Source organism: Rhodococcus sp. IEGM 1366 (genome assembly GCF_033142425.1).
Lineage (GTDB): Bacteria > Actinomycetota > Actinomycetes > Mycobacteriales > Mycobacteriaceae > Rhodococcus_F > Rhodococcus_F globerula.
Map to the genome: position 1 here is coordinate 1197347 of NZ_JAWLRZ010000001.1, position 22952 is coordinate 1220298.

Annotated in this window: 21 protein-coding genes, 1 tRNA gene and 1 rRNA gene; 21 read left to right on the plus strand and 2 right to left on the minus strand. The window is 62.3% G+C overall.

Annotated features, from left to right (window positions below):
- The first annotated feature begins 288 nt into the window (after nucleotides 1-288).
- From R4P64_RS05745 to R4P64_RS05765, 5 genes are all read left to right on the plus strand, one after another.
- Nucleotides 289-1905, plus strand: coding sequence for an ABC transporter substrate-binding protein (locus R4P64_RS05745; protein ID WP_317819696.1), 1617 nt, complete (start codon nucleotides 289-291; stop codon nucleotides 1903-1905).
- Nucleotides 1906-2030: 125 nt separating this feature from the next.
- Entirely contained in the window at nucleotides 2031-2957 is a 927-nt protein-coding gene (locus tag R4P64_RS05750) for an ABC transporter permease (RefSeq protein WP_033235977.1), read from the plus strand.
- Nucleotides 2950-3906, plus strand: a complete 957-nt coding sequence (locus R4P64_RS05755; RefSeq protein WP_317545798.1) for an ABC transporter permease — start codon at nucleotides 2950-2952, stop codon at nucleotides 3904-3906. Before R4P64_RS05750 ends, R4P64_RS05755 begins: the two co-directional genes overlap by 8 nt.
- Before the next feature lie 5 nt (nucleotides 3907-3911).
- On the plus strand, nucleotides 3912-5636 hold the full coding sequence (locus R4P64_RS05760; RefSeq protein WP_106939760.1) for a dipeptide ABC transporter ATP-binding protein: 1725 nt from the start codon (nucleotides 3912-3914) through the stop codon (nucleotides 5634-5636).
- Between the two features lie 56 nt (nucleotides 5637-5692).
- The gene (locus R4P64_RS05765; RefSeq protein WP_033235946.1) at nucleotides 5693-6445 is read left to right on the plus strand and encodes a hypothetical protein; all 753 of its coding nucleotides are present in this window, start codon (nucleotides 5693-5695) and stop codon (nucleotides 6443-6445) included.
- Nucleotides 6446-6846: 401 nt separating this feature from the next.
- Here R4P64_RS05765 and R4P64_RS05770 read toward each other — a convergent pair whose 3' ends face one another.
- The gene (locus tag R4P64_RS05770) at nucleotides 6847-7665 is read right to left on the minus strand and encodes an HAD-IB family hydrolase (RefSeq protein WP_033235947.1); all 819 of its coding nucleotides are present in this window, start codon (nucleotides 7663-7665) and stop codon (nucleotides 6847-6849) included.
- 335 nt (nucleotides 7666-8000) lie between these two features.
- Between R4P64_RS05770 and ssd the strand changes: the two genes are divergently transcribed.
- The 7 genes from ssd to R4P64_RS05805 all read left to right on the plus strand — a co-directional run bounded on the left by ssd (nucleotide 8001) and on the right by R4P64_RS05805 (nucleotide 12631).
- Complete coding sequence (gene ssd, locus R4P64_RS05775) at nucleotides 8001-9101, plus strand: septum site-determining protein Ssd (RefSeq protein ID WP_233366033.1); 1101 nt, start codon at nucleotides 8001-8003, stop codon at nucleotides 9099-9101.
- Nucleotides 9098-10300, plus strand: coding sequence for a TadA family conjugal transfer-associated ATPase (locus tag R4P64_RS05780; RefSeq protein ID WP_317819703.1), 1203 nt, complete (start codon nucleotides 9098-9100; stop codon nucleotides 10298-10300). The genes ssd and R4P64_RS05780 overlap by 4 nt, the downstream gene beginning before the upstream one ends.
- Nucleotides 10297-11085 carry a type II secretion system F family protein gene (locus tag R4P64_RS05785; protein ID WP_317819705.1) on the plus strand — a complete coding sequence of 263 codons (789 nt, stop codon included), beginning with the start codon at nucleotides 10297-10299 and terminating at the stop codon, nucleotides 11083-11085. The genes R4P64_RS05780 and R4P64_RS05785 overlap by 4 nt, the downstream gene beginning before the upstream one ends.
- A gap of 71 nt (nucleotides 11086-11156) precedes the next feature.
- Nucleotides 11157-11666, plus strand: a complete 510-nt coding sequence (locus tag R4P64_RS05790) for a type II secretion system F family protein (protein WP_411742640.1) — start codon at nucleotides 11157-11159, stop codon at nucleotides 11664-11666.
- Nucleotides 11667-11727: 61 nt separating this feature from the next.
- Nucleotides 11728-11928 (plus strand): DUF4244 domain-containing protein, encoded by a 201-nt coding sequence (locus tag R4P64_RS05795; RefSeq protein WP_033235950.1) that lies wholly within the window; start codon nucleotides 11728-11730, stop codon nucleotides 11926-11928.
- Nucleotides 11928-12281 (plus strand): TadE family type IV pilus minor pilin, encoded by a 354-nt coding sequence (locus tag R4P64_RS05800; protein WP_317819707.1) that lies wholly within the window; start codon nucleotides 11928-11930, stop codon nucleotides 12279-12281. The genes R4P64_RS05795 and R4P64_RS05800 overlap by 1 nt, the downstream gene beginning before the upstream one ends.
- Entirely contained in the window at nucleotides 12281-12631 is a 351-nt protein-coding gene (locus tag R4P64_RS05805; RefSeq protein ID WP_033235952.1) for an Rv3654c family TadE-like protein, read from the plus strand. The genes R4P64_RS05800 and R4P64_RS05805 overlap by 1 nt, the downstream gene beginning before the upstream one ends.
- On the opposite strand, the gene R4P64_RS05810 is transcribed toward R4P64_RS05805, so the two are convergent.
- A complete protein-coding gene (locus R4P64_RS05810) occupies nucleotides 12632-14920 on the minus strand; it encodes a DEAD/DEAH box helicase (RefSeq protein WP_317819766.1) in 2289 nt (762 codons plus the stop codon). It lies immediately after the preceding gene.
- 458 nt (nucleotides 14921-15378) lie between these two features.
- On the opposite strand from R4P64_RS05810, the gene R4P64_RS05815 reads away from it, so the two are divergent.
- From R4P64_RS05815 to R4P64_RS05855, 9 genes are all read left to right on the plus strand, one after another.
- Nucleotides 15379-15582 carry a cold-shock protein gene (locus R4P64_RS05815; protein WP_033235953.1) on the plus strand — a complete coding sequence of 68 codons (204 nt, stop codon included), beginning with the start codon at nucleotides 15379-15381 and terminating at the stop codon, nucleotides 15580-15582.
- 118 nt (nucleotides 15583-15700) lie between these two features.
- Complete coding sequence (locus R4P64_RS05820; RefSeq protein ID WP_045066883.1) at nucleotides 15701-16285, plus strand: hypothetical protein; 585 nt, start codon at nucleotides 15701-15703, stop codon at nucleotides 16283-16285.
- A 146-nt stretch (nucleotides 16286-16431) separates the two neighbouring features.
- Nucleotides 16432-19359: a type I DNA topoisomerase gene (topA, locus tag R4P64_RS05825; RefSeq protein WP_317819710.1), complete on the plus strand. Its 2928-nt coding sequence runs from the start codon at nucleotides 16432-16434 to the stop codon at nucleotides 19357-19359.
- Between the two features lie 36 nt (nucleotides 19360-19395).
- Nucleotides 19396-20625: a DNA polymerase III subunit delta' gene (locus R4P64_RS05830; RefSeq protein WP_317819712.1), complete on the plus strand. Its 1230-nt coding sequence runs from the start codon at nucleotides 19396-19398 to the stop codon at nucleotides 20623-20625.
- A 30-nt stretch (nucleotides 20626-20655) separates the two neighbouring features.
- Nucleotides 20656-20728: transfer RNA gene (locus R4P64_RS05835), tRNA-Thr, on the plus strand.
- A 119-nt stretch (nucleotides 20729-20847) separates the two neighbouring features.
- Nucleotides 20848-21453 carry an RDD family protein gene (locus R4P64_RS05840; RefSeq protein ID WP_033235956.1) on the plus strand — a complete coding sequence of 202 codons (606 nt, stop codon included), beginning with the start codon at nucleotides 20848-20850 and terminating at the stop codon, nucleotides 21451-21453.
- A gap of 55 nt (nucleotides 21454-21508) precedes the next feature.
- Nucleotides 21509-21934, plus strand: coding sequence for a DUF2752 domain-containing protein (locus tag R4P64_RS05845; RefSeq protein WP_033235957.1), 426 nt, complete (start codon nucleotides 21509-21511; stop codon nucleotides 21932-21934).
- A 155-nt stretch (nucleotides 21935-22089) separates the two neighbouring features.
- Nucleotides 22090-22287 (plus strand): hypothetical protein, encoded by a 198-nt coding sequence (locus tag R4P64_RS05850; protein ID WP_033235958.1) that lies wholly within the window; start codon nucleotides 22090-22092, stop codon nucleotides 22285-22287.
- 511 nt (nucleotides 22288-22798) lie between these two features.
- Nucleotides 22799-22952 (plus strand): 16S ribosomal RNA (locus tag R4P64_RS05855); the annotation flags it as partial.

The following is a 22952-nucleotide window of genomic DNA, read 5'->3' on the forward strand; positions in this document are numbered from 1 at the left end:
CACCGTTGCATCACGTTGCAACTCGTTGTCCTGCGACGATCGGTCGAATCGATGCGACGGGTGGTCGCTTCCGACGACGAATGAATGTGTCCGAATTGAATTACCCCCAAATTTTCAACAATGGGTGCGGTGCGCACTTCGAGGTTGATGTGTCTATTGTCAAACCATTATTCGACCGCAACTCGAAGTTACGTTCATCTTCAGTTGTAGGCGACACGACGCCGGCAGTTACGGCTGTCGGCAGGCCACGAGCATGCTCGGGGTCTATTAGATGTGGAAGGAACTCCTTTGCGTATCTCACGCATAGCGACCGGTGCGGTCGCGCTCGGAATGACGGCAGTGCTGATCACGGCATGTTCGTCCGGCGATTCGTCGGGCGGATCGTCCAGTGGTGTTGTCAACGCCTGGGCGGGCGAGCCCCAGAACCCGTTGATCCCCACGAACACGAGCGAGAACATGGGCGGTCGCGTCGTCGACGCCGTGTTCGCCGGTCTCGTTTCGTACACCGCCGCTGGTGGCACGGAGAACGAGGTTGCCGAGTCCATCGACAGCACGGATGGTCAGAACTTCACCGTCAAGCTCAAGGAAGGCTGGACCTTCACGGACGGCACCCCCGTCACCGCGAAGTCGTTCGTCGACGCCTGGAACTACGGCGCACTCTCCACCAATGCTCAGCTGCAGGCGTCGTTCTTCGACCCGATCAAGGGCTACGACGAAGTTGCCGCCGAGGTTCCGACGGCACAGACCATGTCGGGACTGAAGGTCGTGGACGACAGCACCTTCACCATCGAGCTCAAGCAGCCCGAATCTGCGTTCCCCGATCGCCTCGGCTTCACGGCGTACTACCCGCTGCCCGAGGTCGCTTACCAGGACATGACCGCATTCGGTGAGAATCCGATCGGCAACGGCCCGTACAAGCTCGACGGAACCGGTGCGTGGCAGCACAACGTCCGCATCGACACGGTCGTGAACCCGGACTACAACGGCAACCGCAAGCCGAAGAACGCCGGCGTCGACTTCATCATGTACAACAACCTCGACACGGCGTACACCGATCTCCTGGCCAACAACGTCGACGTTCTCGACCAGGTTCCGCCGAGTGCGGTCACGACCTTCGAGTCTGACCTGCCTGGTCGCACGGTCAACCAGCCGTCGGCAACCATCGAGACGTTCACGATCCCGGGTCGCCTGCCGCACTTCAGCGGCGAAGAGGGCATGCTCCGCCGTCAGGCGATCTCGATGGCGATCAACCGCGATCAGATCACGCAGCAGATCTACAACAAGACCAGGACACCTGCGCTCGACTTCACCAGTCCCGCAATCGAGGGCTGGAACGACTCGCTGACCGGTAACGGCAACGTGAAGTTCGATCCAGAGGCAGCCAAGGCCGCTTGGGCGAAGGCCGATGCAATTGCTCCGTGGTCGGGCAGCTTCGAGATCGCCTACAACGCCGACGGCGGACACCAGGAATGGGTCGACGCAGCGTCGAACAGCATCCGCAACACCCTCGGCATCGACGCAAAGGGCAAGCAGTACGCCACCTTTGCTCAGATCCGCACCGAAGCCACCAACCGCACCATCCAGAGCGCATTCCGCTCCGGCTGGCAGGGTGACTACCCGCAGCAGTACGGCTTCCTGGCGCAGAACTACCAGACCGGTGGCAGCTCCAACGACGGTGATTACTCCAACCCCGAGTTCGACCGCCTCCTGCGCGAATCGGCCGGCCAGACCGATCAGGCGAAGGCTCGGGAACTGCTCGACCAGGCTCAGGAAGTCCTGCTCAAGGACCTGCCTGCAGTTCCGACGTGGTACCGCAACGCAGCGAGTGGATGGTCGGAGAACGTCTCCAACGTCACCATCAGCTGGAATGGTATTCCGGTCTACGAAGACATCGAAAAGAACTGACGCGTAGAACGATTCGCATCTGAAACGTGAGTTCGGGGTGGCAGGCGCTCTGCCTGCCGCCCCGAACTCGTGTTCACGTCGGATTGTCCGCTGACGGACACGATCATCGACAAGGAGGTGATCCGATGCTCTGGTACATCGGTCGCCGAGTGCTTCAAATGATCCCGGTTTTTCTCGGGGCCACACTTCTGATCTACGCCATGGTCTTCCTACTTCCCGGTGATCCGATTGCCGCGTTGGCGGGCGACAAGGCGCTCAGTCCAGCTGTTGCACAGCAGCTTCGGGAGCGCTACCACCTCGATCTCCCCTTCTATCAGCAGTACCTGCTGTACCTGAAGGGCATCTTCACGCTGGACTTCGGCACGTCGTTCTCCGGACGACCTGTCAGTGAAGTTCTGGCACAGGCATTTCCGATCACGATGAAACTTGCCTTCATGGCACTGATCGTAGAGACGGTCTTCGGTGTCGGCTTCGGCCTCATTGCCGGCCTGCGCAAGGGCGGGTTCTTCGACAGCACCGTCCTGCTGTTCAGCCTCGTTCTCATCGCCATCCCGATCTTCGTGATCGGCTTCCTGGCTCAGTTCTTCATCGGCGTCAAATGGGGCATCGTCCCGCCGACGGTCGGTGGAAACACCAGCTTCAAGAATCTCCTGCTCCCCGCCCTGGTTCTGGGTTCGGTCTCGTTTGCCTACGTACTGCGACTGACCCGAACGTCCGTGGCGGAGAACCTGAGTGCCGACTACGTGCGGACAGCCACCGCCAAGGGACTTTCTCGCGGACGAGTGGTTCGCGTGCACGTGTTGCGCAACTCGCTGATCCCCGTGGTCACCTTCCTGGGTGCCGACCTCGCAACGTTGATGGGCGGCGCCATCGTCACCGAGGGCATCTTCAACATCAACGGCGTCGGCGGCACGATCTACCAGGCGGTGACCAGAGGTGAAGCGCCGACGGTGGTTTCGTTTGTCACCATTCTCATCGTGATCTACCTGATCGCGAATCTGCTCGTCGACCTCTTGTACGCCGCGCTCGATCCGAGGATCCGCTATGTCTGAGACCGTGAAGACCGGACGCGCAGTCCGGCAAAGCCATTTCGTGGCACCGCCCGAAGTTGCGGCACCGGGGGAGACGGACGCCGTCAAGCTCGATCAGGCGCCGACGAGCATGTGGACCGACGCGTGGCGCGATCTGCGCAAGCGTCCCCTGTTCATCATCTCGACGATCATCATTGTCGCGGTCATCGTCATCGCGGCTTTCCCGAGTCTGTTCACGAGTATCGATCCGCGGTACTGCGACCTCACCTACAGCATGCAGGGTCCGACCTCAGGTCACTGGTTCGGTTTCGACCGCCAGGGCTGTGACGTGTACTCGCGCACCATCTACGGTGCTCGCGCATCTGTGCTCGTTGGCATCGGCGTCACGGCGTCGGTGCTGGTGATCGGCGTGATCTTCGGTGCACTGTCCGGGTTCTACGGGGGCTGGACCGATTCGGTTCTCTCCCGTGTCGCCGACATCTTCTTCGGTATCCCGCTGATCCTCGCTGCCATCGTTCTGATGCAGCTGTTCACCGATCGCACCATCTGGACCGTCGTCGGCGTCCTGGCGCTCTTCGGCTGGCCGCAGATGGCAAGAATTGCTCGTGGTGCGGTGATTTCGGCCAAGAACAACGATTACGTCATGGCTTCGGAAGCGTTGGGTGTCTCGAAGCTCAAGACTCTGATTCGCCACGTCATCCCGAACTCGTTGGCGCCCATCATCGTTGTGGCCACCATCTCGCTCGGCACGTACATCGTTGCCGAGGCGACTCTGTCCTTCCTCGGTATCGGGCTCCCGTCCACCGAGGTTTCGTGGGGCGGTGACATCAGCAACGCTCAGGTGACGCTGCGTCAGGGTTCGACCATTTTGTTCTACCCGGCAACGGCTTTGGCGATCACCGTCCTCGGATTCATCATGATGGGCGACGCGCTGCGCGACGCCCTCGATCCCAAGTCGCGGAAGCGGTGAGCACGATGACCACCAAGGAAACTCTCACCTCGGAGGAAACTCCGCTGCTCGAGATTCGTGATCTCGAGGTGTCGTTCCAGTCCAATTCCGGTCCGGTTCCGGCAGTTCGAGGCGTCAGCCTGACTGTCTATCCGGGTCAGACGGTCGCCATCGTCGGCGAATCGGGTTCGGGTAAGTCCACTACCGCGCACTCGATCATCAATCTGCTTCCCGGCACCGGCAAGGTGACGGCAGGCGAGATCATCTTCGACGGCAAGGACATCTCGAAGGTCTCGGAGAAGGACTTCGTCCACATCCGGGGCAGCCAGATCGGTTTGGTTCCGCAGGACCCGATGTCGAATCTGAACCCGGTGTGGAAAGTGGGCTTCCAGATCGAGGAAGCACTGGCCGCCAACGGGATCGCCAAGGGCAAGGCAGCCAAGGTTCGGGCCGCCGAACTGCTCGAGGAGGCAGGTCTCGCCGACGCCGAGAGCCGGCTGGGGCAGTACCCCCACGAGTTCTCGGGCGGTATGCGTCAGCGTGCACTCATCGCGATCGGGTTGTCCGCTCGTCCGAAGCTCCTGATCGCGGACGAGCCGACGTCGGCGCTCGACGTCACCGTCCAGCGTCAGATCCTCGACCACCTCGACGGTCTGACAACGGAACTCGGCACCGCTGTTCTGCTCATCACTCACGATCTGGGCTTGGCCGCCGAGCGTGCCGAGCACCTGATCGTGATGAGCAAGGGGCGTATCGTCGAATCCGGTCCGGCACTGGAGATTCTGAAGCGTCCGCAGCATCCGTACACGCAGAAGCTGGTCGCTGCTGCGCCGTCGTTGGCGTCGAAGCGACTCAGTTCGTCGGTGGCCCGCGCCGAGATTCGGGAACAGGCGGAAGAGGTCGCCGAAGCGGTCAAGGCCGAGGAAAGTACGGCAGAGTCCTTCGGCAAGGCGACCGACGACGTTCTTGTCGTCGATCATCTGACCAAGGTGTTCAAGCTGCGCAAGGGTTTCCGCAAGACCACCGACTTCACAGCCGTGAACGACGTGTCCTTCAAGGTCCGCCGCGGAACCACGACGGCGATCGTCGGTGAATCGGGTTCCGGTAAGTCGACGGTCGCGCAGATGGTCCTCGGTCTGCTCGAGCCCACTGCAGGCAACGTGGTCTTCGACGGTCAGGACGTGTCCGAACTCGGTGCGAAGGAAACTTTTGCGTTCCGTCGCCGAGTGCAGCCGATCTTCCAGAACCCTTACGGCACGCTCGACCCGATGTACTCGATCTACCGCACGATCGAAGAGCCGCTGCGTACCCACAAGGTCGGGACCAAAGCCGAACGTGAGGCTCGCGTCCGCGAACTTCTCGACAAGGTCGGTCTGCCCCAGTCGGTCATGCGACGGTTCCCGAACGAGCTGTCCGGTGGACAGCGTCAGCGCGTCGCAATTGCGCGAGCGTTGGCCTTGCAGCCGGAGGTCGTGATCTGCGACGAGGCGGTGTCCGCTCTCGACGTGCTCGTACAGGATCAGATCTTGACCCTGCTCAACGACCTGCAGGCAGAGTTCGGGTTGACGTACCTCTTCATCACGCACGACCTGGCCGTGGTTCGTCAGATCGCGGACAACGTGTTGGTGATGTCGCGTGGCTCGATCGTCGAATCGGCGCCGATCGACGACGTGTTCGGCAATCCGCAGCAGGACTACACACGCAAGTTGCTCGACGCGATTCCCGGTGGGTCCATCAAGCTGGGAAGCTGACGCAACAGGTAGGTAGGCAAGTCCACAGAGGGGCTGCAAGGGTACCGTCGTTGATCGTGACGGACCCCTTGCAGCCCCTCGTCGATCTTCCAGGCGTACGCGCCGCCGCTGATCACGCGCGCGACGCACTCGGTGAGGTGCATCGGCACAAAACCAACCGACGCGGATGGCCGACGACGGCTGCCGAAGCTGCAGTCCGCGCCGCTCGGGCATCGGCGTCTTTGGCGGGAGGGTCGACGGAGCTGCCGGCAGAGGGGATGGCCGGTGATCCGATTCTTGCCGGCGCCCTGCGGGTTGCGCAGGCGCTGGACGGTGACGGTCTGCCACTGATGGAGTCCACGTGGAAACGGGCGCCGCTGCAGGCTTTGGCCAGGTTGCACCTACTGGCGGCGGCAGATCTGGTCGAGGATCCTGACGAACTGGGACGACCTCGCATGGATCCGGGCGTCGGCGAGCGTCTCGACGCTCTCGCCCAACTGGTGACGGGTGGAACGTCGGCGCCGGCTCCGGTTCTTGCGGCAGTCGTGCACGGCGAATTGTTGGCACTGAGTCCGTTCGGTACCGCCGACGGCATTGTGGCGCGCGCCGCGTCCCGACTCGTCGCAGTCTCGTCCGGTTTGGATCCCCACAACCTCGGCGTCCCTGAGGTCAGTTGGCTGCGTAGGCCGCAGGCGTACGCCGATGGAGCCGCGGGATTTGCTTCCGGTCGTCCGGAAGGCGTCGGGAGTTGGGTAATTCTGTGTTGCGGCGCGCTTGAAGCTGGTGCTCGCGAGGCAACGTCGATTGCCGACGCCGCGAGTCCGAGCTAACCCACATCGGGCTGGTTCCACATCGGGCTCGTTCCACACACAAAACGGGCGGCGCTGCCGATTATCGACTTCGCCGCCCGTTAGCACGGACTACTCGTTACCAAGCGTGCTCGGTGGGTTGTGTGGATGGCCTCGGCGAGGGATCGCCATTTTGAGGTCGTCCCCGCAACTTGTGCGGAGTCCTCGCTCAAATTGAACGAATCTCGCAGGCCCACAACACTTCTGCCCTTATAGTGGCTTGTGCTCCGCGTGGGTGCCCTAGTGCCCGTGCTGGGAATCCGGGTTGGGGAAACGGTCCTTCTCTTCTGAGCCGTTCCTGGCCTTCCGTTCTTCCGTAACTCCTTTGTACCCTGTGTTGCGGCTCACAGCAAGTATCAATTTTTGTTTGTGTGCTTGAAGTTTCACCGTTTTCGGCGAAGTAGTGCAAACGTCACAACACCGGCTGTCACAGCTCCGATTCCGAGCGCTGCAGTAGTCGCCACAGCGGTGCCCGACTGTGCTGACAGCCGAGCGCGAAGCGAGACCGGATTCGAGAAAGTCAGTATGGGCCAACCATTTCCGGCTGCTGCCTTGCGAAGCGCGCGGTCGGGGTTGACGGCACTCGGATGCCCGACGGCCTCGAGCATCGGCAAGTCGGTGATCGAGTCGGAATAGGCGTAACTCGCGGAGAGGTCGTATCCGTACTCGGCTGCGAGTTTTTCCATGGCTTCCACTTTGCCGGGGCCGTAGCAGTAGAAGTCGACCTCGCCCGTGTAGTGCCCGTCCTCTTCCTTCATCGACGTCGCGACCGAGTGCGTTGCTCCCAGCGCGCGGGCGATCGGAGCGACGATCTCCTCGCCCGACGCGGACACCACGATGACATCGTGGCCGCGCACCTTGTGGTCGGCAATCAAGTCGGCGGCCTCGGCGTAGACGAGGGGGTCGACAATGTCGTGCAGAGTCTCCGCGACGATCGACTTGACCTGTTCCACATCCCAGCCGGCACACATCGCGGTGATGTGTGCGCGCAAGCGCTCCATCTGATCGTGATCGGCGCCCGAGAGCAGGAACAGGAACTGCGCGTAGCTGCTCTTGAGAACCGAGCGCCGGTTGATCAATCCTTGCGCGAAGAACGGCCTGCTGAAAGCCAACGTGCTGGATTTGGCTATGACGGTTTTGTCGAGGTCGAAGAAAGCGGCAGTCCGCCCGGTTGTCAGTCCATTCCCAAGCTTGTCGGTCACAGCTACCGAGGATAGTCCGACAGTCGGTTCGGTTGCGTCACCACAACCGGGAAATGAACGGCGACACTTACGAATCGCTGCTGTTCAGGCTTGCATTTCCCGGACATTTGCAGTGTAGGATTACGGCAGTTCGACTTGCTCGGACTGTGTTCAGCCCAACCCCCCGGGGCTGAACAGACAAGACAACCCCCGCCTCCCCCCAGGCGGGGGTTGTCCACTTTCTCGGGTACATCAACTCGGCTTCGTCAAGTGGGAGTTATCCACAGAACCCGAGTTGTCCACAGCTCGATTCGGGTATCTGTTCTTTACCGGCGACAACGCTCAGGCTCGTGCTCATGAACTCGAATGCTTCAGGGGAATCAGGGCATGTCGACGCGGATGTCCTTGTGTTGGTCGAAGATCCGCTGGTTCTTGCCAGCGTGCGGCGCGTCGTGGCTGCCGTTGATCAGTCGGCGGACGAGGGGCCACAACCGGTATCGCGCCAACAATGGAACAGGGCATCCGCGGTGGTGCTGGACATTGCACACGCGAAGGCGTGCTCGAGCCGCAACCCGAGGCGTTCACGCGTCTTCCTTGTCGGTGAGTCCGAACCGACGCTCGACGAGTGGAAATACGCGACCTCGATCGGCGCCCAGGCGGTATTCACACTGCCGGCGGACGAGAATGCGCTGGTTGCAGTGTTAGCCGAGCACTCGGTGAGCCGTGGCGAGGGCACAGTTGTTGCCGTTGTCGGCGCGTGTGGCGGAGCTGGTGCCTCGGTAAGCGCCGCGGCGATCGCCTTGGCGTCCGCCGCCCGTCGCATCCCGACGATGCTTGTCGACGTCGACGCACTTGGTTGCGGCGCGGACGTAGTGCTCGGTGTCGAAAATGTTCCAGGGTTGCGATGGGCGGCGTTGACGGTTGAGGGTGGGCGTTTGTCGGCGGATGCGCTTCGTGATGCTCTGCCCGCTCGCGGGCAGCACCTGCGAGTGCTCTCGTGCAGCCGCGGGGAGATCGGTGGTCCTTCGGTCACTGCGCTCGGGGCGGTGCTCGACGCCGGCCGACGATCCGGCGGTCTTGTCGTGTGCGATGTTTCCGGTTGTCGAGGGCTGGAGGGTGAGGCCGTATTGGAGGGTTCGGATGCCGTCGTGATGGTTGTTCCCGCGACGGTGGCAGCCTGCGTCGCTGCGGAGAAGGTGGGAATGTGGGCGGCGCAACATAATTCGAATATCGGGTTGTTGGTGCGCGGACCGGCTCCGGGTGGTCTGCGCGGGGCAGATGTTGCGACCATGCTCGGGTTGCCGTTGATCGCAGTTGTCCGGGGACACCGCTCGCTCGGGTCGATGCTCGAACGCGGCGGGCTGGAATTACGACGCAAGTGCGCGCTGACCCTCGGAGCGGACGCGGTGCTGGACGGACTCGCGGCGGGATCACGTTCCTGGAGTGCTGCAGCATGAGTGGGCTGGTCACGGCTGAACTGCTCGATCGGGTCCGCGATCGGTTGGCGGCGTCGACGGCCGCTGAGCCGACAGCGGCGACGGTCGCCGACGCCGTTCGGGCTGAGTCCGCCGGAGTGCTCGGTGATACAGATCTGCTCGAGGTCGTGCGAATTCTCCAGACCGAGCTGACCGGCGCCGGGCCGCTCGAGTCTTTGTTGCATGAACCAGGAGTCGCGGATGTCCTGGTGACTGCTCCGGACCAGGTGTGGGTCGATCGTGGGGTGGGACTGGAACGAACGAGCGTGAAATTTGCGGACGAGGCAGCGGTGCGACGCCTTGCTGCGCGTTTGGCCTTGTCGTCCGGAAGACGACTCGACGACGCACAGCCGTGGGTCGACGGCCGGTTGCGCGGAGTCGGCGACGGGCATTTCGGTGTCCGATTGCACGCTGTTCTCGCGCCGGTCGCACAAGGGGGAACCTGCTTGTCGCTACGGGTGCTCAGACCTGCGACGCAAGGCCTTGACGCATTGTGCGCTCGCGGAGCGATCGAACCGGAGGCACGTGCGCTGCTTGATCGAATCATCATGTGCCGTTTGGCTTTTCTGGTGATCGGTGGCACCGGTGCGGGGAAAACGACATTGCTGTCGGCTGCGCTCGGTGCGGTAGACCCCAGGGAACGGATCATCTGCGTCGAGGATGCGGCCGAGTTGGCTCCGCCGCATCCGCATGTGGTTCGACTGGTCGCACGCGCGCCGAATGTGGAGGGCGTCGGCGAGGTAGCGGTACGTGATCTCGTGCGACAGGCGTTGCGCATGCGACCCGACCGCATTGTCGTGGGCGAAGTGCGGGGAGCCGAGGTCATCGACCTTCTGACGGCCCTGAATACGGGCCATGACGGCGGGGCAGGCACCATCCACGCGAATTCGCCCGAGGAAGTGCCGGCGCGGTTGGAGGCCTTGGCCGCGTTGGGGGGAATGGATCGACATGCGTTGCACAGTCAACTTGCAGCCGCGGTCCAGGTGGTTCTACACGTGCATCGCTCCGCCGACGGTTCTCGGCGACTCGAGCAGATCGGGGTCATCAACCGCGGCGCAGACGGATTCGTACACATCAACCAGGCATGGCCGGCTGCGGGTCCGGGGCGCGATCAACTCGAAAGAATGCTGTGCCTCCGTGATCGGGATGGGCGCAGTGATCGGGACGGGCTGCCGGCATGAGCGCCACGTTGCTGCTGTGCGCGCTGTCGGTGATGGTTGCTCCGACGGTGAATTCGCGTTCCAGGCTCCTCGAATTCGCAGATTCGCGGGGGAAGGAATCATTCACCGTGCCGTGGACGCTGATTGTCGCTGCACTGCCACTGGTACTGGGTGCGTTGTTCGGAGGTATCTCTGCATTGGTCGCTGCCGCGATTGCAGTGGGAACTGCGCTCTTTCGTGCTCGGCGGAAGAAGGCATCGTTGGCAAGGGACTCGGAACTGGCGTTGCTACTTGCCGGATTGGAGGTCCTGATTGCAGAGTTGCGGATCGGTGCGCACCCGGCGTCCGCGTGTTCCATTGCCGGTGAGGAGTGCTCGGGCGCTGTGGGGGAAGTATTCCGTCGCGGTTCGGCGCGAGCTCGGTTGGGTGGCAGTGCAGCCGATGCATTCCGATCCGGTGGTTCGCTCGTCGACAGGGAGTTGGTGCGTGTTGCGTCAGCGTGGTCTGTCGCTGAACGATACGGTCTGGCACTGGCCGAACTTCTGGGAGCTGTGCGGACGGATATGTTGGGTCGCAACCGTTTCCGTCAGCGCACCGAAGCCGGACTGGCCGGCGCGCGAGCTACCGCGACGGTGCTTGCAGGGTTACCGGTCCTCGGCATCGGATTGGGTGAGCTGATGGGGGCGGCGCCGTTGCAGGTGCTGTTCGGGGGTGGCGCCGGCGGAGTGATGCTGGTAGTCGGAACGGGGTTGGTAGCTCTCGGCCTCCTGTGGACCGACAAGATCACGTCGAAGGTTACCTCGTGATCTGGCTGGGAGTAGTGACGATCGCGCTGTCGTTATGGATAGTTCCGGACACGCGAATGTCACTGCCACGCATGGCAACAATGCTCGACAGAAGTGCCGTGGATACAGTTCTGCCGGACGAGCCACCGGTCGGCGATCCTCTGGCAGTCGCGGCAAGTTTCGACCTTCTAGCTGCATGCCTTCGTGGCGGTTTACCGGTTGCCGAAGCAGTGGGGGCTGTTGCCGCTACTGCGCCGGCGCCGATGGGCGGCGCTTTGCAGCGTGTATCGGACCTGCTCACCCTTGGCGCCGATCCGGATGTGGCCTGGGGTGAAGCTGCGTTGGATCCCGACACCGAATCACTTGCCCGACTGGCGCGCCGGTCGTCACGGTCGGGGACGTCGCTGTCCGTCTCGATGGCGGAACTTGCAGAACGCCGTCGAGATGACGCGGAGGATGTTGCTGCCGCATCCGCCGAACGCGCGGGCGTGCTGATCAGTGGTCCGCTCGGACTCTGTTTCCTGCCTGCGTTTCTCGCGCTGGGGATAGTGCCGGTGGTGATCGGATTGGCGTCGTCGGTACTCGGCGACGGGCTTATCTGAGAAGAACCCGCGATTCTTCCGCGGCAGAACAACTGTCGTGGTCTTACAGGAGGGGAAAACGATGTTCGGAATGATGGGAAAGTTGTCAGCGAGGTTGACGTTGCTCGTCGCCGAGGACGACGGAATGTCCACGGCAGAATATGCAATCGGGACCATTGCCGCCGCGGCGTTCGGAGCGGTTCTCTATTCGGTGGTCACCGGGGATTCCATTGTCACGGCGCTCACCGGGATCATCGACAAAGCGCTCAAGACAGCTGTGTGATGTTTTCCACGAGTAGCATCCGCGAGGCTGATGACGGTGCAGTCACGGTCGAGGCAGCAATTGCGCTCGCCTCGATGATCACTGTGGTGGTGCTGTGCGTCGGCGCGGTACTAGCGGTGACGATGCAGGTTCGGTGTGTGGATGCTGCTCGTGAGGCTGCGAGATTGACGGCCCGCGGGGATCGGGACAACGCGGTCACCACGTCGCGCCGAATCGCACCCTCCGACGCCCGGATTTCCGTGCAGATCGTGGACGGATTTGCCGTGGCGGTGGTGAGCGCCGACAGTGTTTTGCTGCCGATGTTGGACATCACCGCAGAAGCAGTCGCTGCTGTGGAACCCGGAGCGGACTGATGACTTTACAGGCGGACGACGGTATCGCAACAGTGTTTTCGTGTATTGCGCTGGCCGGGATCGTCGCGGTGACGGGTGGGCTGCTGCACGTGGGTTCGGCGGTCACCGCTCGTCACACCGCCCAGTCGTCTGCGGATCTCTCGGCTTTGGCGGGGGCCGGAGCGCTCGAGCGCGGCGCGGAGGCAGGCTGCGCCGCGGCAATCGACGTTGCGACGCGGATGCGAACAGTGCTCGCGGAGTGCACTGTCGAGGACTGGGATGTCATTGTTCAGGTGCGGGCGCCGGTATTGTTGTCCCGCTTCGGTATCGGCGATGCGGAGGCCTCGGCGCGCGCGGGCCCTGTCGACTAGTCAGCTGATGGTGTCGATGACGGCCGTAAGGATCTTGACGGCGCCGTCCTTGTCGAGTGGATCGTTTCCGTTGCCGCACTTGGGGGAGTAGACGCACGAGGGGCAACCGTTGGCGCACTCGCACGAGGTAATTGCGTCGCGGGTTGCGGAAAGCCAGCGTGAGAGTTCACTGTGCCCCCGGTCGGCAAATCCCGCGCCACCGGCGTGGCCGTCGTAGACGAACACGGTGGGCAGACCGGTGTCGGCGTGGATTGCCGTCGACACTCCGCCGATGTCGCCTCGGTCGCAGATGGCGACCAGTGGCAGGAGGCCGATCGCTGCATGCTCTGCCGCATGCAGCGCCCCGGGGAACCGCTCGGGCGAGACGCCGACGGATTCGAGTAGTTCCGGTGTGACCGTGTACATCACGGCCCTGGTCTCGAGCGTATGTGCAGGCATATCCAATTCGATGGAATCGAGGACTTCGCCGGAGTTGAGGCGTCGGAGGTACCCCACAACCTGATGGGTCACTTCGACGCGCACGAGTGCGACGGTGATGTCGCCGTAATTCTTGTGTTCGAGTTGTTCGGTGATGATGATCTCGGTGGTTTCGCGCGCCGAGGTGGTCCAGTCCGGATTTTCCGCATGGACCAGTGCCAGACCGACTTCGAGGTCGAGTTCGTCCACCACGTACGCATCGCCCTGGTGAATGTGGACCGCACCGGGGTGGACGGTGGCGGGTGCCCGTCCGGTGTCGACGGTTCCCAGCATCCGCCCGGATTCGCCGTCGACAATTGCTACTTGGGTGCCGATGCCGCCACGGATGTCCAGTGAGCCGTGCGGGTTGGCGTCTGCGGTGATGAACCAACCGTGGGCGCGTCGCCGGATCTTGCCTTCTTCGGCGAGCTTGGTGAGGACGTCGATGGCTCCGAACGAGTCGACCTCGGCGTCGGAGAGCGGGAGTTCCATTGCTGCGCAGAGCAATTGTGGTCCCAGGATGTAGGGATTTCCGGGGTCCGTCACGGTTGCCTCGACGGGTTTCTCGAGGATGGCCGAAGGATGGTGAACAAGGTAGGTGTCGAGGGGATCGTCTCGGGCGATCAGGACCACCAGCGATCCCTCGCCGCGTCGACCGGAGCGTCCGGCCTGTTGCCAGAACGAGGCAACGGTCCCCGGGAAACCAGCTACGACAACGGCATCGAGCCCTGCGATGTCCACGCCCAGTTCGAGCGCGTTGGTCGTTGCCGCACCAAGCAGAGTGCCGTCCGCAAGTGCTGCTTCCAGTTCGCGGCGGTCTTCGGCGAGGTATCCCGCGCGGTACGAGGCGATTCGTTCGGCCAGATCGGTGTCGACTTCTGCGAGTAGCCGTTTGGTGGTCATGGCGGTCAGTTCCGCACCGCGGCGTGAGCGTACGAAGGTGAGGGTGCGTGCGCCTTCGATCATCAGATCCGCCATGATCCGGGCGGCCTCGGCGCCGGCGGGGCGACGGACTGGACTGCCGTTCTCGCCGGTGAGTGCCGGCACGAGTGGAGGCTCCCAGAGTGCGACGGTTCGTGGCCCGTGGGGTGATCCGTCGTCGGTGACCTCGGTGCAGTGCGCCCCGATCAACCGGGAAGCCGCTGTTCCGGGGTCTGCGGTGGTGGCGCTGGCCAGGATGAACGTGGGCTCGGCGCCGTATCGGGCCGCGATGCGTCGGAGTCGGCGAATGATGAGGGCGACATTCGATCCGAAGACACCGCGGTAGGAGTGGCATTCGTCCACGATCACGTATTTCAGATTGCGGAAGAAGTGCGCCCAGCGTTGATGGGTGCGGAGCAGAGAGATGTGCAGCATGTCGGGGTTCGTGAACAGCCAACGAGAGTTTTCACGCGCCCATGTGCGCAGCTCCTGTGACGTGTCCCCGTCGTACGCGCTCGGATTGGTTCCCCGTAGTTCGGCGTCGAAGTCGGTGAGGGACAGCACTGCCCGTAGTTGGTCGCTGCCGAGAGCTTTGGTGGGGGAGAGGTAGAGCGCGGTGGCAAGAGGGTCCGAAGCCATCGCGGTCAGGACGGGGAGTTGGTATGCCAGTGACTTTCCCGAGGCGGTGCCGGTGGCGACCACAACATGGTTTCCGCTGTGTGCAAGGTCTGCGGCAGTGCGCTGGTGGATCCACGGAGCGGTCACACTGTGCTCGTTCAGGGAACGGACCACGCTGGGGTGCAACCACTCCGGCCATTCGGCGAACCGGGCGCTGCGAGCAGGTAGTTGAGCGGTGAACGTCAGTGGATCTTCGTTCCCGCTCACGCCGGCGACGACGCGACCGAGGAGCATCTGTCCGTAGGTTTCGCTCGGCGCCGCGTCGGGATCAGGAATGCGGGAGGCTGCGTTCACGTGACTCTCCGGGATCGGCGTTCGGGTGTCCCGACAGTTCGAAACTGCCGTTACCTGCAGTTTTGATGATACGCATCGGCTGGCGGAAGTGGCGGCACGGGGTGGCGGCCGACTGCGGCGGGTCGAAGCCGGTGATATTCGGTAGCAAATTCTTAACGTATTTCGACTGTTGTGCACGCGCAGAACATGGTTGACTGACAACCGGTCGCAGCTTCTGTGTTCGTAGGCTTGAGAAAGTGCACGCTCGCAGGATCTTTTGTTGCGGACGTGGTGCTCTTGCCCTTTCCTGCGAGGATGCAAGCCTGGGGGGAAATCAGCTGGTACTGCGGCCGGAACGGGCCCGATGGATTGAATAAGCGCAGTTCATCGAATCCGGTGTTAGAAAGAGAAGGAAAAGCATGGCACAGGGCACTGTGAAGTGGTTCAACGCTGAAAAGGGCTTCGGCTTCATCGCTCCCGAAGACGGTTCCGCAGACGTCTTCGTTCACTACTCCGAGATCCAGGGCAACGGTTTCCGTACCCTCGAGGAGAACCAGCGTGTGGAGTTCGAGGTAGGGCAGGGCAACAAGGGGCCCCAGGCGACAGGCGTTCGCGCGGTCTGATTCTTCCGAGCTGGACACGGTCTGTCCCTCGTTGTCTCGCCGCAATGGGGGACAGACCTTTTCGTAATAGGCCCCATTATTTATGCCGCAACGGTCCTCGTGCCCTACGTTGCACTCTGTGAGCCAACTGTCCTTTTTCTCCGCCGAGTCGATTCCCCCTGCCGTGACAGACCTGGCCGGCATGCTGGCCGGACACGGTCAGGTGGTGACAAACGAAGATCGTGCTCGGATCTCGATCGTCGTAGATCGAGACTGGCGGGCCCAGGCCATTGCCGAGCTGATCGCGCAATGCGGACTCGGCGCAGAAGTGACGCGTAGTGATGAAGGAAGCCCGCTCGTCCGAACTCAGGCGACGCCGGCCCTGCTGCCCCTGTCCGTGCAGTGGACCAAAGGTGCCGTGAAGTCCGTCCCGGCTGGATGGGTTCCGAATCCCCGCCAGCTCCGGGTCTGGGCAGTCTCGTCCGGCAGGATGGAAGAGGACGGCGAACGCTTCGTTTTCGGCCTCGATCCGCACGCGACTCAGACTCACGCGCCGTTGGCGCAAGCCTTGATGCGAGTGGGTATCGCACCTACTCAGCTGGGCAACCGGACGCCCGGTCCAGGGCTTCGTATCGCCGGCAAGAAGAGACTGACCAAGCTCGTCGAATACCTGGGCGAGGCACCCCGTCACGTGGACGTCGAAGCGGCCTGGCCACAGATCTGACCGTGTCCATACTGTACTGATCTGCACGAATGTCGTGCGGGTATGTCACTCTGTAAAGAGAGACACGGGGTATAACTTGCTCCACACGTCTAGTTCTGAAGAACTGCCGACGGCAGTGATCGTCCAAAGGAAGGTTCGGGCAGCAGGTGGCTAAAGCGGACAACGGCAGCGGTCAGGGAGCGTCCGGTAACCCTCGTCGCCTCGTGATCGTCGAGTCACCGACCAAGGCGCGCAAAATCGCTCCTTACCTCGGTAAGGACTACGTAGTCGAGGCATCGGTCGGTCACATTCGCGACCTGCCGCGCGGCGCAGCGGATGTTCCGGCCAAGTACAAGGGCGAGCCGTGGGCCCGTCTCGGCGTCAACGTCGATCACGACTTCGAGCCGCTCTACGTCGTCAGCCCAGAGAAGAAGGGCAAGGTCGCCGAACTCAAGTCACTCTTGAAGGACGCTGACGAACTCTTCCTCGCAACTGACCCCGACCGCGAGGGTGAGGCCATTGCGTGGCATCTCCTCGAGACCCTGAAGCCCAAGATTCCGGTTCGTCGAATGGTCTTCCACGAGATCACCGAACCGGCAATTCGTGCTGCTGCCGAAGACACCCGCGAGCTCGACATCGACCTCGTCGACGCTCAGGAAACCCGCCGTATCCTCGACCGTCTCTATGGTTACGAGGTCAGCCCGGTGCTCTGGAAGAAGGTCATGCCGAGGCTCTCGGCGGGCCGCGTCCAGTCGGTTGCTACCCGTGTCATCGTGCAGCGTGAGCGTGAGCGCATGGCGTTCAAGTCGGCTTCGTACTGGGACATCTCCGCCACGCTTGATGCCGGCGCCGACGCCAGCCCCCGCAGTTTCGGTGCGCGTCTTGTCTCGGTCGACGGTTCCCGCGTTGCTTCCGGTCGCGATTTCGGACCGGACGGAAAGCTCAAGGGCAGTGCCGTCACTGTGCTGGACGAGGCGTACGCGCGTCGACTGGCCGAGGCTTTGCACGGCGTCGACCTCACGGTTTCGTCTGCAGAAGACAAGCCGTACACCCGTAAGCCGTATCCGCCGTTCATGACGTCGACGCTGCAGCAGGAGGCCGGTCGCAAGCTTCGCTTCACGTCCGAGCGGGCCATGCGTATCGCGCAGCGTCTGTACGAAAACGGCTACATCACCTACATGCGTACCGACTCGACGACGCTGTCCGAGTCGGCGATCGCTGCTGCTCGTGCGCAGGCCACCGAGTTGTACGGCCCGGAGTACGTCCATCCGACGCCGCGTCAGTACACCCGCAAGGTCAAGAACGCGCAGGAAGCGCACGAGGCAATTCGTCCGGCCGGCGATGTGTTCCAGACGCCGGGGCAGTTGCACTCCAAGCTCGACGCCGACGAGTTCAAGTTGTACGAACTCATCTGGCAGCGCACCGTGGCTTCGCAGATGGCCGACGCTCGGGGCAACACGCTGACGCTTCGCATTTCCGGCACGGCCGGCACGGGTGAGGACTGCACGTTCTCCGCGTCCGGTCGCACCATCGTATTTGCGGGCTTCCTCAAGGCTTACGTCGAGAGCGTCGACGAAGAGGCAGGCGGTCAGTCCGACGATGCCGAATCCAGGCTTCCGATACTGGTCAAGGGCCAGGAAGTCACGGCAACCAAGCTCGATCCCGACGGTCACAGCACCAACCCGCCGGCGCGGTACACCGAAGCCAGCCTGATCAAGACTCTGGAAGAGCTCGGTATCGGCCGACCGTCGACGTATTCGTCGATCATCAAGACCATCCTCGACCGCGGATACGTCTACAAGCGGGGCAGCGCACTGGTTCCGGCGTGGGTTGCCTTCGCCGTGGTCGGTCTGCTCGAGGCGCACTTCGGCCGGTTGGTCGACTTCGATTTCACCGCAGGCATGGAAGACGACCTCGACGCTATTGCCGGTGGACGTGAGCAGCGCGGTAACTGGCTGAGCAGCTTCTACTTCGGTGGCGAGCACGGTGCCGAAGGTTCGGTCGCCCGCGAAGGCGGCCTCAAGAAGATGGTCGGCGTCAATCTCGAGGAGATCGACGCCCGCGAGGTCAACTCCATCCGGCTGTTCGACGACGCCGAGGGTCGTGAGGTTCACGTACGTGTCGGCCGATTCGGTCCGTACCTCGAGCGCATGGTTCAGAATCCGGACGATCCCGAAGGCGATCTGATCTCGCAGCGGGCCAATCTTCCCGATGACCTGCCGCCGGACGAGCTCACCCCCGAGTACGCCGAGAAGCTGTTCGCGACGCCTCAAGAAGGTCGCAAGCTGGGCGTCGATCCTCTGACCGGAAACGAGATTGTCGCGAAGGAGGGCCGCTTCGGTCCTTACGTGACCGAGATTCTCCCCGAACCGCCGGCCGAGCCGGAGCCGGACATCGTGCCGGTTCCGGAACCGGAAGAGGTCAGCGCGGGAACCACCAAGACTGCGGTGAAGAAGGCCGCAGCCAAGAAGGCTCCCGCGAAGAAGGCTGCCAAGAAGGTTGCGGGCCCCAAGCCGCGCACCGGATCGCTGCTCAAGTCCATGGACTTGGCGACGGTCACCTTGGAGGATGCACTTCGGTTGCTGTCCCTTCCGCGCGTCGTGGGTGTCGATCCCGAGAGCAAGGAAGAGATCACCGCTCAGAACGGCCGATACGGTCCGTATCTGAAGAAGGGCACCGACTCGCGTTCCCTGGCCGACGAAGAGCAGATGTTCACGGTCACCCTCGACGACGCGCTCAAGATCTACGCAGAGCCCAAGCGACGTGGACGTCAGGCGTCGGCTACTCCGCCGCTGCGTGAGCTGGGTGTCGACCCGGTCAGTGAGAAGCCGATGGTGATCAAGGACGGTCGTTTCGGTCCGTACGTCACCGACGGTGAGACCAACGCCAGCCTGCGCAAGGACGATGCCGTCGAATCCATCTCGGATGCTCGTGCGTCGGAGTTGCTCGCTGACCGTCGTGCCCGCGGACCGGTGAAGAAGAAGGCCGCCGCGAAGAAAACCCCGGCGAAGAAGGCCGCTGCGAAGAAGACCGCCGCCAAGAAGGCCCCGGCCAAGAAAGCGGCTGCCAAGAAGGCTCCGGCGAAGAAGGACTGAGCCGGACTCGTCGGTGCCGACGGTTAAGGTTTTTGCATGAGTAGTGATGTGACCGAACGTGGTGTGTTCGGTCGGCTGGTAGGTCAGCACGACGTCGAGCAGAGTTTGCGAGCCGCCGCGCTGTCCGCTAGGGGCGACTCCAGCGGATCCGATATGACCCATGCGTGGCTCTTCACGGGGCCTCCCGGATCCGGGCGGTCCGTGGCGGCGCTGTGCTTTGCCGCAGCCCTGCAGTGCACGTCCGACGGCGAACCGGGATGCGGGCAGTGCCATGCGTGCACAACCACGATGACGGGAACCCATGGTGACGTACGACGGATCATTCCCGACGGATTGAGCATCAGCGTCAAAGGCATGCGCGAGATCGTCAATATCGCGTCGCGCAGGCCAACGACCGGTCGTTGGCAGGTCATCGTCGTCGAGGACGCGGATCGATTGACCGAGGGCGCGGCCAATGCGCTCTTGAAAGTTGTCGAGGAGCCGCCGGACCGCACGGTGATCCTGCTCTGCGCTCCCACCACGGACCCAGAGGACATGTCGGTCACACTCCGTTCGCGATGCCGGCACTTGGCTCTCGTGACGCCGTCTGTCGAGTCGATCGCCCAGGTGTTGATCGGGCGTGACGGATTGGCTCCCGACCAGGCGAGATTTGCCGCATCGATCAGCGGTGGTCACGTCGGTCGAGCGCGACGCTTGGCTACCGACGATGTCGCGCGGGACGAACGTGCGCGGTCGCTCCGGCTTGCCTTTGATGCCGCGTCCGCATCGACGGCGTACAAAGCAGCCGAAAACCTGGTGAAGTCGATCGAGTCCGAAACCAAGACACTCTTCACCGACGTCAAGGAACGTGAACTCGAAGAACTGAAGGTCTCGCTCGGCGGCGGCGGAACCGGTAAGGGCACAGCCGGCACGCTCCGAGGGTCTGCCGGATTGATCAAGGAACTCGAAGCGCGGCAGAAATCGAGGGATACGCGGGCCAAGCGTGATCTTCTCGACCGGACGCTGATCGATCTTGCCGGCATGTACCGCGACGCCTTGTCGTTCGCGTTGGGGTCGTCGTCCACGTCCACTCATCCCGATATGGCCGAGCGGGCTTCCGATCTGGCATCGCGGACGTCACCGGAAGGTCTACTGAAGTGCATCGAAGCCGTGCTTGCATGTCGCGAAGCCGTCGATTTCAACGTCAAGTTGCAGTGGGCTCTCGACGCGATGGTTGCGAGTATCGGCGAAGCCTTCCGACCCCCGTTTTCGCGTTCCGGGGGTTGACCAGTTAGACTCGCCATCGCCGAAAGGCACGCTGCCTTAGCTCAGTCGGTAGAGCATTTCACTCGTAATGAAAAGGTCGAGAGTTCGATTCTCTCAGGCAGCTCGGCCAAGAGCCCCGTCCCAGGAAATTCTGGTGCGGGGCTCTTGTCGTTTACCGGTAAATACTCGATGCCCCGTTTATCCTGATCCTGCGTACACGCGCCTGAGCAGGGGAGAATCGCCATGTCGGAGCAGAACTGGGGATCTGGCGAGCAGCCGAACCAGCCACCGCAGTACGGGCAGCAACCGCAGTACGGACAGCCGCCTCAGTACGGGCAGATGCCTCCCGTGTCGTCGCAGGGATATGGGCCTCCGCAACCTGCCTACCCGTACGCCTCCTGGATTTCGCGTGTCGGCGCGTATTTGCTCGATTACCTCATCGTGCCGCTACCTGGCGTGATCGTCGCGATCATCGGCGCGGTGATCGCGTTCTCGGGAGCGGAGGTCACCACGTATGACGACGGAACCGTCACTACGGAAGGTGCAAATTCGGTCGGCCTCTTGGTCATCGGGATCGGGATTGTTCTGACCCTCCTGATCGAGGTCTGGAACTACGTCTTCCGTCAGGGCAATACCGGCCAGTCATTGGGGAAGAAGTGGCTGGGCATCTCCGTGGTTCGAGAGTCCGACGGTGTTCCGCTGGGACCACCCATGGCTCTCCTGCGATGGATATTGGAAGCGATCCTCGGCGGAGCGTGCTTCCTCAACTACTTGTGGCCGCTCTGGGATTCGAAGAGCCAGTGCTGGCACGACATGATTGTTCGCTCAGTCGTTATTCGAGCGAGATAGAACGGGTTCGCGTGGCCGCAGCTGTCGGTGGCCACCAGCTTCTACAGTGGATCGTATGAAGACCGAGACCTCCGCAGTGCGGGGCTGGCGGGCGCTGAGCGCTCCGGCCGGCGTCGCTGCAGTGGGGGTCTCGGCTTTTGTGCTTTTGCACGTCCGAGATCCGCACAATTCCGGAAGCTACGGGGTCTGTCCCATGTATGCGGTGACAGGTCTGTGGTGCCCGGCGTGTGGTGGCCTTCGAGCAGTCAATGATCTGACGCATCTCGATATCGGTGCGTCGTTGTCGAGCAATGTGTTGATCGTTCCGTTGATCGCGGTACTGGTTGTCGCGTGGGGGCGGTGGGTTGTGCGCAGATGGAACGGGTTGACCGATCGGATGATCGTGCTTGCGCCGGCAATGACAATCGCGGTGCTCGGAACGCTTGTTGCCTTTACGGTTGTGCGGAACACCCCTTGGGGTAGCTGGCTAGCGCCGGCCTGAATGTGAGTGAGGTCGAAATGGCAATGCAGGTTTTTTCACTGATCGTGCTTCTCGGTGCACTGATCGTCTTGATCCCGACAGCCAGACGGGTCTTCGGCAAGAAGGATGACGAGTAAGTACTCGACATCGTCTGGTCTGAGGCACATGCTGGCGGTATGGCTGATTCGTTGAAGGCCCGCGTGCGCGAGAAGTTGTTGCGCCAACTCTCCGAGGATGGCCGACGCCCGATTCACGATGCAGAAGGTGACGATTCCCGATTGTTGTCGGTGTCGGACGACCTCGAAGCCCTCGAATTGGCGCAAGAGGGAGATCCGATCATCGAAGAACTGGCGCAGAGGTACTGGGTTCCCTGAAGTTTACAAAGCGCAGCGCTGTGACCAGGCGATTTGGTGTTGTGTTGATCTTCGCGTAACTTATTCCAGGTCAGAGCGACACGGACACCGACTCCCACCTGCGAGGGTGAGTGACACGAGGTTGTACGAAGTGCCTGGCGAACACTCCAGTTGGTTTCGAAGATCAGCCCGGTTTGCGCCGGTGCAGAGAATCGGATAGGCTGGAAAAGTTGCCCCGGAGCGAGCGGCCTGAAGGTCGCGGTGATGGTGTGCGCGTGTTCTTTGAGAACTCAACAGTGTGTCGATGAATGTCAGTGCCAAATTATTTTGGTACTTCACATGTCGAATGATGTTCCGGGCCTTCGGGTTTCGGTTCTGATGTTCGGGGTGTGAGTATTTTTCGTCGGTGATTGTTCATTCTTCCGTCTGAATGGTTGCCGACACATTTTTTGCTAGTTGAGTTTTTTTGCTAGTGATTTGACTCTTTTTGTCTATGACTGATTAGTGGGCTTGCCCATGAAATCTAGAGTCTTCAACGGAGAGTTTGATCCTGGCTCAGGACGAACGCTGGCGGCGTGCTTAACACATGCAAGTCGAGCGGTAAGGCCCTTCGGGGTACACGAGCGGCGAACGGGTGAGTAACACGTGGGTGATCTGCCCTGCACTTCGGGATAAGCCTGGGAAAC

What these genes read in the sequence shown, in the direction of transcription:
- R4P64_RS05780 (WP_317819703.1), top strand. Translation starts at nt 9,098, where the DNA reads ATGAGTGGGCTGGTCACGGCTGAACTGCTCGATCGGGTCCGCGATCGG.
- R4P64_RS05830 (WP_317819712.1), top strand. Translation starts at nt 19,396, where the DNA reads ATGAGTAGTGATGTGACCGAACGTGGTGTGTTCGGTCGGCTGGTAGGT.
- R4P64_RS05850 (WP_033235958.1), top strand. Translation starts at nt 22,090, where the DNA reads ATGGCTGATTCGTTGAAGGCCCGCGTGCGCGAGAAGTTGTTGCGCCAA.
- R4P64_RS05840 (WP_033235956.1), top strand. Translation starts at nt 20,848, where the DNA reads ATGTCGGAGCAGAACTGGGGATCTGGCGAGCAGCCGAACCAGCCACCG.
- R4P64_RS05785 (WP_317819705.1), top strand. Translation starts at nt 10,297, where the DNA reads ATGAGCGCCACGTTGCTGCTGTGCGCGCTGTCGGTGATGGTTGCTCCG.
- ssd (WP_233366033.1), top strand. Translation starts at nt 8,001, where the DNA reads ATGAACTCGAATGCTTCAGGGGAATCAGGGCATGTCGACGCGGATGTC.
- R4P64_RS05810 (WP_317819766.1), bottom strand. Translation starts at nt 14,920, where the DNA reads ATGCTCCTCGGTCGCGTCGTCGCCGGCGTGAGCGGGAACGAAGATCCA.
- R4P64_RS05845 (WP_033235957.1), top strand. Translation starts at nt 21,509, where the DNA reads ATGAAGACCGAGACCTCCGCAGTGCGGGGCTGGCGGGCGCTGAGCGCT.
- R4P64_RS05805 (WP_033235952.1), top strand. Translation starts at nt 12,281, where the DNA reads ATGACTTTACAGGCGGACGACGGTATCGCAACAGTGTTTTCGTGTATT.
- R4P64_RS05790 (WP_411742640.1), top strand. Translation starts at nt 11,157, where the DNA reads ATGGCAACAATGCTCGACAGAAGTGCCGTGGATACAGTTCTGCCGGAC.
- R4P64_RS05800 (WP_317819707.1), top strand. Translation starts at nt 11,928, where the DNA reads ATGTTTTCCACGAGTAGCATCCGCGAGGCTGATGACGGTGCAGTCACG.
- R4P64_RS05795 (WP_033235950.1), top strand. Translation starts at nt 11,728, where the DNA reads ATGTTCGGAATGATGGGAAAGTTGTCAGCGAGGTTGACGTTGCTCGTC.
- R4P64_RS05755 (WP_317545798.1), top strand. Translation starts at nt 2,950, where the DNA reads ATGTCTGAGACCGTGAAGACCGGACGCGCAGTCCGGCAAAGCCATTTC.
- R4P64_RS05750 (WP_033235977.1), top strand. Translation starts at nt 2,031, where the DNA reads ATGCTCTGGTACATCGGTCGCCGAGTGCTTCAAATGATCCCGGTTTTT.
- R4P64_RS05815 (WP_033235953.1), top strand. Translation starts at nt 15,379, where the DNA reads ATGGCACAGGGCACTGTGAAGTGGTTCAACGCTGAAAAGGGCTTCGGC.
- R4P64_RS05760 (WP_106939760.1), top strand. Translation starts at nt 3,912, where the DNA reads ATGACCACCAAGGAAACTCTCACCTCGGAGGAAACTCCGCTGCTCGAG.